General features: G+C 36.7%; 9 protein-coding genes, 1 tRNA gene and 1 pseudogene. 7 read left to right on the forward strand and 4 right to left on the reverse strand.

What is annotated here, in order from left to right; all coding sequences use genetic code 11:
* Positions 1–35: 35 nt before the first annotated feature.
* Positions 36–1,307: a paraquat-inducible protein A gene (locus FA048_RS08145; protein WP_136839735.1), complete on the reverse strand. Its 1,272-nt coding sequence runs from the start codon at positions 1,305–1,307 to the stop codon at positions 36–38.
* A gap of 574 nt (positions 1,308–1,881) precedes the next feature.
* Between FA048_RS08145 and FA048_RS08150 the strand changes: the two genes are divergently transcribed.
* Genes FA048_RS08150 through FA048_RS08165 form a run of 4 tightly spaced genes read left to right on the forward strand, consistent with a single transcriptional unit; the run spans position 1,882 to position 6,909 of the window.
* Positions 1,882–4,218, forward strand: a complete 2,337-nt coding sequence (locus FA048_RS08150; RefSeq protein WP_169306835.1) for a DUF11 domain-containing protein — start codon at positions 1,882–1,884, stop codon at positions 4,216–4,218.
* A 17-nt stretch (positions 4,219–4,235) separates the two neighbouring features.
* A complete protein-coding gene (locus FA048_RS08155) occupies positions 4,236–4,979 on the forward strand; it encodes a hypothetical protein (protein WP_136839737.1) in 744 nt (247 codons plus the stop codon).
* A gap of 24 nt (positions 4,980–5,003) precedes the next feature.
* Positions 5,004–5,930, forward strand: coding sequence for a T9SS type B sorting domain-containing protein (locus FA048_RS19910; protein ID WP_136839738.1), 927 nt, complete (start codon positions 5,004–5,006; stop codon positions 5,928–5,930).
* 1 nt (position 5,931) lies between these two features.
* Positions 5,932–6,909 carry a PorP/SprF family type IX secretion system membrane protein gene (locus tag FA048_RS08165; protein WP_136839739.1) on the forward strand — a complete coding sequence of 326 codons (978 nt, stop codon included), beginning with the start codon at positions 5,932–5,934 and terminating at the stop codon, positions 6,907–6,909.
* A gap of 227 nt (positions 6,910–7,136) precedes the next feature.
* Here the strand turns inward: FA048_RS08165 and FA048_RS19915 are convergent.
* Positions 7,137–7,365, reverse strand: a pseudogene (locus FA048_RS19915) (helix-turn-helix domain-containing protein); the annotation flags it as partial.
* 187 nt (positions 7,366–7,552) lie between these two features.
* Between FA048_RS19915 and FA048_RS08175 the strand changes: the two are divergent.
* A complete protein-coding gene (locus FA048_RS08175) occupies positions 7,553–8,272 on the forward strand; it encodes a helix-turn-helix transcriptional regulator (protein WP_136839740.1) in 720 nt (239 codons plus the stop codon).
* Positions 8,273–8,316: 44 nt separating this feature from the next.
* Entirely contained in the window at positions 8,317–8,784 is a 468-nt protein-coding gene (locus FA048_RS08180; RefSeq protein ID WP_136839741.1) for a GyrI-like domain-containing protein, read from the forward strand.
* 455 nt (positions 8,785–9,239) lie between these two features.
* Here FA048_RS08180 and FA048_RS08185 read toward each other — a convergent pair whose 3' ends face one another.
* Together FA048_RS08185 and FA048_RS08190 are read right to left on the reverse strand one after the other, a co-directional pair.
* On the reverse strand, positions 9,240–10,370 hold the full coding sequence (locus FA048_RS08185) for a sensor histidine kinase (protein ID WP_169306836.1): 1,131 nt from the start codon (positions 10,368–10,370) through the stop codon (positions 9,240–9,242).
* Positions 10,371–10,894: 524 nt separating this feature from the next.
* A tRNA-Lys gene (locus FA048_RS08190) sits at positions 10,895–10,967 on the reverse strand.
* A 213-nt stretch (positions 10,968–11,180) separates the two neighbouring features.
* On the opposite strand from FA048_RS08190, the gene FA048_RS08195 reads away from it, so the two are divergent.
* The gene (locus FA048_RS08195) at positions 11,181–13,343 is read left to right on the forward strand and encodes a glycoside hydrolase family 3 C-terminal domain-containing protein (RefSeq protein WP_136839743.1); all 2,163 of its coding nucleotides are present in this window, start codon (positions 11,181–11,183) and stop codon (positions 13,341–13,343) included.
* Positions 13,344–13,382 lie beyond the last annotated feature (39 nt).

Consider the following 13,382-nt stretch of genomic DNA (forward strand, 5'->3'; position numbering starts at 1 on the left):
TATGGGGTTTAAGAATTAGTTTTTTGCACTAAAATTTAAGAGGCATCGTTTGGTGTAATGAATTTGAGAATGGTTGATAGTATTAAGCCAAACAATACAAAAGCAATAAATATAATGTAACCAGGTTGAAGCGCTGTATTGTGAGTTGATAGGAGTGTAAGTGAGGTAGCAGGAACATTAAGTTGATGGAGTTGATTTTCTAACAAACCATTTAAACCAATGTAAGCCATTAGTATCGCTATAACTATTACATCGGCCATACTCCATTTACCAGACTGAAATGCAAAATACTTGATGATCTTGTTTTCTGCCAAACTCTTTTTTCCTAGCAGATGTATACCTGTTGAGCTAAGTTTCATAATTGGAAAAAGTATACTGAATACTAGAATAAGAACGCCTACCAGAATAGAATCTATTGCTGTTCCGTTAACTAGGATAATGACCACATCTAATATACTCTTGCTTTGAAAGAATAATACTTGGTCTTGAAAGGTAATGTGCTGACCAAGCAATACAAAATCTAGTGCATTGATGCGTGCATCTACCTCAATCATTGAGGCCGTGAGGCCAACACCCAATAGAATGAAGGCAAACAGCAATGACATGATAAAAAGGATAGCATGTAATGCTTTTCGTTTTCTAAAGATCCACCATAAAGCGAGCACTACTACAATGCATATTAGCATGGCTGTGCAATAGGTATAGGTAGCAGTTTCAATATGTTTGAGTTCTGCCTTGATTTTTTGATTCAGCTGCTCGGTAGAAGTAACGTTGTACTTTTTGTAAACCTTGCCTATGGCTATGGCATTAGCTGTTAAAATACTGTCTATTACTTCTGTCTGCTCAAACTTATCGAGCTCTTTGAGCGCCATTTTACTCAGTTGTTTTTTGTTGTTGGGATTATCGATTTTCTTAATGATACCTTTGGCAATACCTGGCACCTGCTTTTTAATCGTATCTGTGTTCACAAAATTTTTGACTGCAAACTTGACTAATTTACCTCTAATAGACTTTTTTTCTGGCTTTGTTACTAGTGCTTCTGCCTTGTTAATGAGCGCAATAATTACCCCTTCTATTTCCTTTTGAAGTTCTTTTTTCTCTTTGGCAGAGATATTTAAGGTTTTAGCTTGGTGGTTGATGATATGCTGTACCTTATCGTGCCACTGATCAATTGAAAAAAGACCTAGATTAATATTGTTCATATCCGCATAATCCTTTTTCAAGTGCTCTTGGCGTTCGGAAAGGTTGTGTAATTGATAACCAAAATATCCTTCACCAATCAATAGCAAGGAGAGTCCTATAATCAATATGATTTTGACTATACTCGATTTATTTGCGGGAGTTGTTTGTAGATTTTTAGACAAGTGCGTAGGCTATTTGCTACTAACAACCAATAAGAGATATTGTTTTTAGCGGGTAAATTGAAATGATAAATTTTTATCAAAACTATGCGGCGCTCAAGTTCAAACATCTCGAAATGACAAACACTGTTAATACTATTTAAAAGCTTTAAGATTTCTTACACCAGTTCACTTGAGTTATTGATCTCAACTTCGTGATTAAATAGAAATTGTGGATATCTCAAATGTACATTAATAATTTTATAATATAATCACTAACAGTAAGATAGGAGACAATTGCTTTTTTGTAGAAATTATATAGTGTAGAATATTGGGCAATATTATCTACACTTATAATCAAAAAATATAATTTTATCCACATTTCATGGAAAATAATGCTCCTATCAAATTTTGTACCTAATTTTGGGGAAAGGAAATAATACAAACACACTACTACCTATTTTATGTTTGGTTTACAACAGTCACGCTCTTGCAGTGCATACTCTTTTGAAATATGTATTGCGTTAGGGTTGTAAATATATTGAAGCTATCATTATTAACTTCACGGCTTTCGCTGTGTGGTTTAGCCATTATTTTACTTTCTCTTTTTACCCAAACCACTTTTGCAGAAGGTAGTAAAGATCTTTACCCTGCTGGAGCACTAGGCAATAGGGCATTTTTACTATGTAATACCAACTCTGTTTCGCTTTTTTCCAATCCTTTTAAAACTACTGGTACGCATTATGTATATGCCAACGCTGGTGAAATTATTGCTGTTGCATCGAGTGCTCAAGGTAAAGGGTTAGGTACCATCATACTTACAGCACCAAATGGCATGGTATATACATCAGGAAGTTCTACTACTGTAGGACTTATTCCAGACCGTAATAGGGAACTCGCCGGACCAAGTGGCGTGGGCCCACCAGGAGGTAAGTATACTCCATTCACCAAAACCGTATTATTGGAAGAAGCTGGGATTTGGAAAATAGATTTTATAACACCATTAGGGCCTAACGGAAATGCAACTTCTCTTGCGCCAGCTGATGTATTAGCAGATGACCCTTGGACACAAGGTTCAGGTAATACCAATGCAGATAATGGAGATATACTTGCCGCGTGGGATGTTTCGGTAAGAGCTGGAACAACATGGTTAACAGGAAGGGTATTTACCAATGTTCTAACGCTTTATATAAACGGGGGATTTACACAAAATACATCGTTCCATGTTACCAATTATATTTTAACCCAAGATGGTAGGGCATACAGGGTAAAAACTAATGGAAACAATGGTATAGGATTCACATTTTTTTCAAATAATAATGGTTTTGCTGTTAACGGGGTACCAACATATAAAAGTTTAAATTTTTCTGATGCTAGAATAAATCCGTATGTGCACGATCCAAGAAGTTTGGATGATGATAAAAATATTACCCACAAAATTTTCTATAACAAACCCAATCCCGACCTACCGCAATCGGCGCCAACATATATTACTGCGGCCGGTCAGAGTACCTGGCTTAAAAATATAGCAGTCCTCCCAGTTATCTCTAATTTACTGGTAACCGGAGTTGAGGGGACTATTGGACGAGTAAGTCAAAAGGGTGCAAATATTAGCTTTAATTCAACTACCACCGGAACTTTTACCATTACAATACCCGTAGCATCTGGTACAAATAGGGTTATGACTGGTGTTGCTAATGTAGGTGCAAATTCTATTTTTTGGGATGCAAAAGATGGAAATGGAAATTTTGTTCCCGCTGGATCGGTTATTAGTCAGCTAAAGACGATGTTGCGATCTGCCGAGGTTCACTTCCCATATATTGATATGGAAATAAATCCGAATGGAATTACCATCGAATTAACAGATAATACAACCAACTACGATTTACAAACAGGTAATCCAGACCGATCGGTTTATAGTGATTTAGTGTATTGGGACGATTCCGATATTAGTAATAGAGGTAATACCGCTTCTGAAACTTCTGATCCTTACCAAAATTTAACAGGTATATCCAGTAATTCGAATGGTCATATATGGGGTAAATATTCAGGATTGGGAGGTAGCAGTTTCGGTAATGAAAAATCGATGGATACCTGGGCTTACATTCAGGGTAGTGAAGAGGCACAACCTATTAACATGGTTATTACTGAAGCAGACCTGAAAATTGAAAGCATTACACCAGATTTATCCAAGTACTTTTCAGATAAAACGATTACTTATACCATTAGTGTGAAAAATGATGGTCCTTCTGCGGCCAATGGAGCAAAGTTAGCGATTGCCTTACCAGCAGGATTAACTATTAGTTCGGTAACCCCAGCCAACCCAAGCACAGGCGTAAGCTTAAGTAATGGTGTTACAAGTGCACAGAGCTATACGGCTTCACTTGATCTGCCAAATCAGGCTATAATCGATTTCGTTATCGTGGCTACCTTTACCGGAAGTTATAATCAAACATTTGACATAAAAGCAAGTATATTAAGACCTGCCGATTTAAGCGATATAGATGCTACAGGCAACAATGCCGCAGGTCCTGTAGATCCAGATGAAGAGTGCAAAAATGGAATCTCTTCTAGCGTTGGCTTGTGCAACAACATTAAATATAATACAGTTAATGGACAGGAGGTATGCCAAGGAAGCACTATTGTTTCCGTCAGCTATCCTTTATCTGCAGATGGAACACAATTTGAAAACCCAACGCTTCCTACAGCATTAAGCTCACAGGATGCAGCTGGAAACCGGACAATAAGTGGCAGCCTATCTTCTTCTGGTATACAAATGTTCTATATCAAAACATTGAACACTAAAAGAACACAAACTAATGTAATCATTAGGTCCTATCCCAAACCTACAAAAGCACATATTCAATTAAACAATTAATAAAAAACCACCAAAAAATGAAAGCAACATTTATCAAATCAATCTTAGCTGCATTTATCATCATCTTGAGTGTAAGTGCAAGAAGTAAGGCGCAAACTTACTATCCAGTTTATTTATGCGATGCCGGAACAGCCACCCTGCATACCCCAGAAGAGACAACCCTGGCAACTGGGGATAAGGTCTATTGGTACTTGGAAGGCGTTGAGGTAGCAGTTAAAACTTTCAATGGCACAGCTAACATAACCGACTACGTTACGCCTAATAATCTTACTGCTGGCGTTCATAATTATACGACCAAAATATTGTCTGTCGCTGGTTGTTGGGGAGACGTGTCAGATCCTTTTCAGGTTTACCAACTACCAAGCAAAACACTTGCTTTAACTGCAAATAATGCTTCCTATTGCGGTGATAATGCTCTTTTAAGTTCTGTAATTACTGCTACCACTACACCAGCACAAGCATTGCCTGACGGTATAGAGTACGGATACGCTTGGACGGCCACGAAAAATGGTACTGCTGTGAGCCCGCTTACTGGAATTGGCTCAGATGATGCCTCAAAAACAGCTGTAAACAAATTTACCCTTACTACAACCGGGGCAGGAACTTATGTTTTTAATGCAACGGTAATATACGTAAAAACAGTAGCCAATACAGGTGTGATAAAATCGGGCGATAACAAAGGATGTGAGGTTACAGCTACTGCAACTCAAACCGTAACCGTAACGCCAAAGCCTGTTAAACCTACAATTGTTATCCAATAATTTTGATTTTTACAAACCACTAGGGTGAACGTAAAACGGTATATATTACTGGCGTTCTTCTTTCTGCTGACCAATTGGGCATTCGCACAAACAAATCCTACGGTTGTTAGGATCCGTTTAGGTGCTTCAGTCAATTTTGCAGTAAGAGATCAGGCTGGGTTCTACTCGTACCAATGGTATAGAGATGGGAAGCCTATAGCCAATGCCACTGGAGCAGTATATACCGCAAGTGTGGCAGGCTTATACCAAGTTGCTACAATGAATTTAGAAAAATGTAAGTCTGATCTGTCTGATGGTTTTTTATTAATAGTTGAATATGCGGATTTAGAAGTTCGCAAAATTTCTGAAAAGAGATTTGTTGGCCCGGGTGAGGCCTTTGAATATCAAATTTCAGTACAGAACAATGGAAATACTGATGCAACGGGGGTAGAAGTAGTAGATAAACTACCAAGTAACTTAAAATATATGGGCACTACAGGTGAAACGGTTGGAAACGTTACGGTAGTTGATCAGGTAATCCGTTGGAAAATTGGTGCCCTAGCGAATAATCAAAAATTGGTTTTGTCGATAAAAACTTCAGCAATTAAGGCGGGAAGGGTAGTGAATACCGCCAATGTAACTGCGATTGAGCCAGATCCAAATTTGGCGAATAACATATCTACAGATGTAAAGGAAATTATTGGCGAGGTGGTGGCGCCTAATGTAATTACACCAAATGGTGATGGCAAAAATGATGTTTTTAGAATAGATGGGTTGGAACTTCATCCAAACCATGCCTTATATATTTTTAACAGATGGGGTAATGAAGTATATAAGAGCAATGGCCCTTACAAAAATGACTGGAATGGAAATGGTCTTAATGAGGGTACTTATTACTACTTATTGAAGATCAGAGAAAAAGATGGAAGCGAAAGAAGCACTACAGGTTGGATTACATTGATAAAAGATTGATATGTGGAAATTAACTAAGTTTATTTTATTGTTATGTGTGGCAAGCCCATGCTTTGCCCAGCAAGATGCGCAGTATAGCCAATATATTTTCAATGGCATTTATATCAATCCGGCCTATGCCGGATATCGACAACGTGTAAATATAAATGCGACCTACAGAAACCAGTGGACTGGCATTGAAGGTGCGCCAAAAAGTTTTTCTTTGGCAGCAGATGCCCTAATGCCAAACGAACGGGTTGGATTATCGTTAACAATGAATGCAGAACAGTTGGGTGCCCAGAAAAGCATATCAGTCTTTGCCAACTATGCTTACCATTTGCCAATTAACGAAGATAGAACTTCGAAACTGGCCTTTGGACTAGGCATTGGGGTTATGCAATCGAGCTTAAATGGCGATATGTTAAACCCTAGAGATTTGGGCGACAATTATATTCCAAGCGGTACGGTAAAACAAATACTTCCAGACGTGCATGCTGGTGTATTTTTCTCTACGCCCAAAATGTATATTGGCGCATCGGTAAACAATTTGATAGGTAAATATATATTGGACAAAAAATCATTGGATTACAACTTTCCAACGCCAAGACCACATTATTATTTAACGGGTGGTGTATTAATTCCATTAGAAGAATATGTGATAGATTTTAAACCTTTCTTTTTAATTAAAGATGATATTAAAGGGCCAACAGTATTAGATATAAATGCTTTTTTTCTGTTTAAGCAAGTGGTTTGGTTGGGTGTAGGTTACAGAACAGGCATCAAACTTTATGATAAGCCCGCTTTGCAAGGTGATATCAATAACAAAAATGCACTTATCGGCATGAGTGAAATATTTATTAGTCAACGTTTAAGGTTGGGTTATTCGTACGATCATAGTATGGGCAATTTGGCGGGTTATGCTGGTTCAACCCACGAAATCTCTCTCAGCTGGAACTTCTTTACCGAAAAGGAGAGGCAGTTGAATTTCTGTTATTTTTAAGCGTTGTTTAAAATTAAATAGAAAAACATTTGGTGGATGTCATCAGCTACCGTCCATGACAATGTATCCACCATTGGTTTTTACATAAGCATTACGTTGAAGGCTTTCTACGAACCCGTTGGTACAAAATTCTAACCATTTATTGGAAGATTTAAGCTTTTGAGTGAATAATGGCTGCTTTATTGGGCTATTCTTATTAGGTAAGCTTCATAGGTGTATCTTAATTATCAGTTAAATGCCTGCCGGAATTCAAGAGGTGACAAACTGGTTTTCTTTTTAAATAGCGTACTGAACGATTGTGTGTGTTCAAAGCTAATATATAAGCAATTTCGCTTACCGATAAATTTGTAGTTTTTCCTTCGCCTTTTCAATCAACCTCTGGTGTATATGCTGTTGTGTATTTTGCCCTGTATGCATGCGCAGTAGATCGCTCAGGTAATTCGGGTACAATTGGATAATAACTTAGAAGCTAACAGTGCTGAAAGATAATTGGCTGTACGTACTTTTTGTTTCCAATAGCATCAAGGCAGAAGTATTCATCAAACTGTTAAAAATGTTATAATTTTAAGTTACCAGCTTTCATAATTAAACATATCAATATATTTGCCCCGAGCAACTGTATAAACATCACGTCAGACATAAAATGAACGACAACGACACAAAAAGACTTTCACGACTGACAGCAATTCTTATACAACTGCAAGCAAAACGACTATTAACAGCTACTGAATTAGCTGAAAAATTTTCAATTAGTAAACGGACAATTTACCGTGACATTAAAGCATTGGAACAAGCAGGAGTTCCCATTATTACAGAAGAAGGAAAAGGTTATACTTTAATGGACGATTATAGAATTCCGCCAATAATGTTTTCAGAAAGAGAAGCAAACGCTTTGATTACAGTCGAACAATTGGTTTTGAAAAACAAAGACGCATCTTTGGTAAAAGATTACACCGAAGCAATCAATAAAATCAAATCTGTATTAAAAAACAACACTAAAGACAAAGCTAATTTACTTTCCATCCGTATTATATCAGGACAAAACACCAACAACGACCGTACAAGTAATAATCTATCAACCCTTCAATTGGCTTTGACAAATTTTAATCTTATCAAAATAAAATATTTCTCGCCAGACAATAATCAAACAACAGAAAGAACCATCGAACCTTTTGCGATTTACACCTCTCAAGAAAATTGGTTGCTCATTGCACTTTGCAGATTGAGAAATGATTATAGAGCTTTTCGTTTGGATAGAATTGAAAGTTTGTTGGTGCAAAACCACACATTTGAACCGCACAAAATAACCTTTGAGGAGTATTTTGATATATGCAGAAAAAAATGTTCGCCACCCTTGACATAGGGTTGTCGCAAGAGCATTCTAAATTGCAGCTTAATCAAAATAAGATGAACAATCAAACTATTCAAAAATTTTACGTAATCGGAATTTCAACAAGAACAACTAATGCTAATGGACAATCTGCCAAAGACATCGAAGCATTATGGGGCAAGTTTTGGGGCGAAGAAATTCAAAAACAAATCCCTAATAACGCAAGTGATGAAATTTATGCAGTTTACACCGATTATGAAACAGACTTCACTGGTCTTTACACCACTATTGTAGGATTACCAGTAACTTCCTTAGAAAATATCCCAAAAGGTTTTATAGGCATAACAATTGAAACTTCGTTGTACCAAAAATTTGTTTCCAAAGGAAAAATGCCAGAGGCTGTGCTCAATACTTGGTTGGAAATATGGGAAAATAAAGAGCTAAACTTAAAACGTGCCTATAAAGCTGACTTTACTATTCATGGAAAAAAATATTATGACGGAGACAATGCGGAAGTAGAAACTTTTATATCCGTAAAAGAATAAAATCACAGCTATTCGAGATGCTCTGAAAGGCATCTCGAAATCCTATCTAAAGTATTTTAATATCATTTAAGCATTAGATTCCTCGTACCTCGGAATGACGGTCTATTAAAACAAGAAAGCCTCACATTACTGTGAGGCTTTCTGTGAACGTCATGGTACAAAGTTCGAACCATTTATTAGAGGATCTACGCAAATTGGCAGCTTTGTTTACTTGATCATAATGTATAATTCTGTAGAAGGAAACGGCAAGATGTCGTAGCAACAAGCAATCTTTCTTCTTCAATTGAGCGTGTACTGCTTCAATCAATTTAATTCCTGCCTTCCCAAATCTTTCCAAGCAAATGGATGGTGAATAGATACAAACCAGCGTGTAATTACATAATAAAGCGCTGATATTACATATAGAAAACTATTATTGTATTTTACCTGCCTATCCTAATCATTGCCAGTCATTTTTATAAGATTAAAACAAATTCAGTGCCGCTATTCACTTTGCTTTTTACCGATATCGTTCCATTTAGAGATTCGATTTGAGTCTTCAATAGGTACAGACCTATGCCTCTGCTATCATACCCTTTATGAAAAGTTTCATTGAGTTTAAATATCTTATTTCCAAACTTTTTCAGATCAATACCCAATCCATTATCTTTTACAGAGAGAATCACATTATCTCCGATCTGTCGGGTTGAAAGGATAATTTTTGGTGCGACATTTTTCTTAGAATATTTTAACGCATTGCTAATAAGATTGTATAAAATGTTTTCAAGGTAGATTTTTGGGTAGCTAACTATATAAACTAGGAAATTCTGTGTGATGATGGCTTTCTTTTCATGGATAACCCCTTGTAGTTGGCTAATAACCTGCTCAGTAGTGGCTTTAATATCACAATTGTCATAAGTGATTCCACGATCTAACCGCATTTGTGTACTTATAATCAGCGTTTCAAGACTTTCAAGCAACGAAGTACTCGCCATATCGATCATCCCTATTATTTCTAAATTACCAAATAGATTTTCTGAAGAATCTGTTTTCTTAAACATTTCAGCAAGCATCTGTATGTTTTTAGCCGGACCTCTCACATTGTGCGCAATAATATGACTGAACTCCTCCAATTGCTCGACCTTTTCTACCAATTTGCCTTGTGTTGCTTCTAATTCCTCATTTTTCCTCCTAAGCTCATCTGTCAATTCTTTACTCTCGGTGATATCTAGTATCTGTGAGATAAAAAAATTTGGTGTATTCTCATCGCTCCAGACAAGAGAAACTGTTAGCAATACCCAGACAACTTTACTAGTTTTAGTTATATATCTTTTTTCAAGGTTATAGTTATCTATTTCCTTATTCAGCATTTGCCCGACTAATTCCAAGTCAATTTCCAAATCGTCTGGATATGTGATGTCCTGGAAGGTTAGTTTCATTAACTCATGCTTAGAATATCCAGTAATCGTGCAAACAGCATCATTAACCTCTAACCATTTACCGTCAGGGCTTATTAATGCAATACCAGTAGCCGAGTATTTAAAGGCATTTGAAAAAATGTCTATACTTTTTTTAAAGTGTTCTTCTGTTTTTGTCGGACTATTCACGGAATTTGTTCTCCTTATGTTGTGTTTTTGCACGCACTTTTCTACACTAAATGATTTACTCTAAGATAAAAAAGATGATGTTATCTGTACGAAATGTTACAGGTTTCCACCTTAAAGGTACTGCACTATCGACTATATAACAATGACCGCTAGTCATCAAAAATAATGATTGTAATCATTATTTGGAAAAACTATCACTTATTGACCCTTCTTCATCAAAAATAAATTGTTGATTACTTTCTGATAGCCTATTTGTTTTGTAATATTCTAAATTGGTAGCTAAAGATAGGAAAAATTCAATTAATTATTTATGCTTATGTACCACAATCGTTTGACCCCTCATCCGCTTTGTAAACAATAAATTAGCTGAAAAAAAAGGGAAAGAGCTAGATTTTTCTAGTCTTTCCCATCATGTGATCCCGCTGCGATTTTCCGATATCCGCTACGCTACATCGGGATAAACTTCTTATCCCAAAGGGAACTAAAATAAAAACCTCCAAGCTATTCGCTTGAAGGTTGGTCTGTGATCCCGCTGGGATTCGAACCCAGGACCACTACATTAAAAGTGTAATGCTCTACCAGCTGAGCTACGGAATCAATTTAAAGTTTTCGTTTAACCGTTTCCTTTAAAGTGGTGCAAATATAGCTTTATGGAATTTTTAATGCAAGGTTTTTTTTTGGCAATGCCGTAGTCTACTGATTTATAAGGGGATTAATTATTAATTACATAATTTGAATTTAACAATAGCCGTTTTAGACTTAAAAATTTTGTAAAATTGTTTACGAATCAAAGCTAATCCGTCATCCAATATGCAATTTAAGTTCACCACCCTTCTGTTATTCTGCTGTTCATCTTTCTGTTTTGCACAAAATGCACCTTACCTAAATACACAATTACCTTTAGAAACTCGTGTTAAAGATTTACTGAAAAGAATGACCTTAGAAGAGAAAGCTTTGCAGATGGATAACCGCACACCAGCAATAGAGCGGTTAAAAATACCTGCTTACGATTGGTGGAACGAAGCTTTGCATGGTGTAGCAAGGGCAGGTTTAGCCACTTCATTTCCTCAGCCCATTGGTTTGGCGGCAACTTTTAATACAGCTGGCATTTTTACAATGGGAACAATGGTTAGTGATGAGGCAAGGGCAAAACACCATCAATTTGTAAGAGAAGGTAATAGGAAAGAATATACAGGGCTAACATTCTATTCACCCAATGTAAACATTTTCAGAGATCCACGTTGGGGCAGAGGTCATGAGACCTTTGGCGAAGACCCATATTTAACCGGAAAACTGGGTGTAGCTTTTGTTAAAAGCATGCAGGGGGAGGATCCTCGCTATTTTAAAACGATTACTACAGCTAAACACTTTGCTGTACATAGCGGACCAGAACCAAGCAGACATGAGTTTGATGCTAGGCCTAGCAAAAGAGATTTATGGGAAACCTATCTGCCTGCTTTTAAAATGTTAGCACAAGAAGGGCACGTGTATTCTTTTATGTGCGCCTACAATCGCCTGTATGGTCAACCTTGCTGCAGTGATGCTTTTTTATTAAATGATATCCTCCGCAACAAATGGAATTTTAAAGGTTTTGTAGCAACTGATTGTGGTGCGGTATACGATTTTTATATGTTTCATAAAACGGCTAAAGATAGTGTGGAAGCTGTAGCACAAGCCATAAAAGCAGGTGCAGATAACCAGTGTTATGGATATGCAAAAGCCGTTATTCCGGCTATAAAACAAGGTCTATTGAAAGAAAGTGAATTAGATACAGCTGTTGCTAGGTTATTAAGAGCCAAGTTTAAATTAGGGGTTTTTGATTCAGATGAATCTAATCCGTATTCGAAAATTCCTTACAGTGTGGTTAATAATGAAGCACATCAAGCTCATGCGTTAAAAATGGCAAAGGAATCTATTGTTTTGCTAAAAAATAGAGGAAACATTCTGCCATTAAAAAGTAACTTGAAAAACTTGGCCGTTATTGGACCAAATGCAAACGACTCGGCAGTTTTATTAGGAAACTATAATGGTGACCCTAAACATATTGTTACACCATTAGAGGGCATTCAAAAAGCTTTCTTAAACGCAAATGTAATGTATGCCAAAGGCTGTAATGTGATAGATACTCCAAACTATAACCATCAAAAAGAATTTGATGAGGCTTTAAAGATTGCTGCAAAAGCCGAAGTGATTGTTTTTGTAGGTGGAATTTCACCCAGATTGGAAGGAGAGGAGTTGAAGGTTAAAGTGCCAGGATTTTTAGGGGGCGATAAAACAGATTTGAATTTACCTGCTATTCAAACTCAATTGTTAAAAGAATTAAAAAAACTGGGAAAACCTATTGTACTGGTGCTGTTAAATGGAAGTGCTTTAGCTATCAATTGGGAACAAGAAAACTTAGATGCCATAGTTGAGACTTGGTATGGTGGTGAAAAAGGGGGTGCAGCATTGGCTGATGTATTGATTGGGAAATATAATCCAGCGGGAAGACTTCCAATTACTTTTTATAAATCGATTGCTGATATTCCTGCTTTTGACGATTACAGCATGACTGGAAAAACGTATCGTTACGTAAGCAAACCTGTGCTTTATCCTTTTGGCTATGGCTTAAGTTATACCAACTTTACGTACAGCAATTTAAAATTATCATCAACAAAATTGACAGCCAGGTCACCTTTAAAAATAAACTTAATTGTTAAAAATACAGGTACTTATGATGGTGATGAAGTAGTTCAACTTTACATTAAACAAGTAGGTATAGACATGCCTTTAAAAGAGTTGAAAGGCTTTAAGCGCATTCATTTAAAGAAAGGAACACAACAGCATTTAACCTTCGAACTAAAGGCGTCTGATATTCAGCACTACGATGCCAAATTAGATGATTTAAAAACTAAAGCAGGTAAAGTCCAACTGATGATTGGCCCATCTTCTGCTAAAGCTAAATTAGTAGCAACCTTTGAGCTAATTAAATAAGTTTTACCACATATGCACACAACTATATTTACTATGTCC

It is taken from the genome of Pedobacter polaris, from assembly GCF_005116505.1.
Lineage (GTDB): Bacteria > Bacteroidota > Bacteroidia > Sphingobacteriales > Sphingobacteriaceae > Pedobacter > Pedobacter polaris.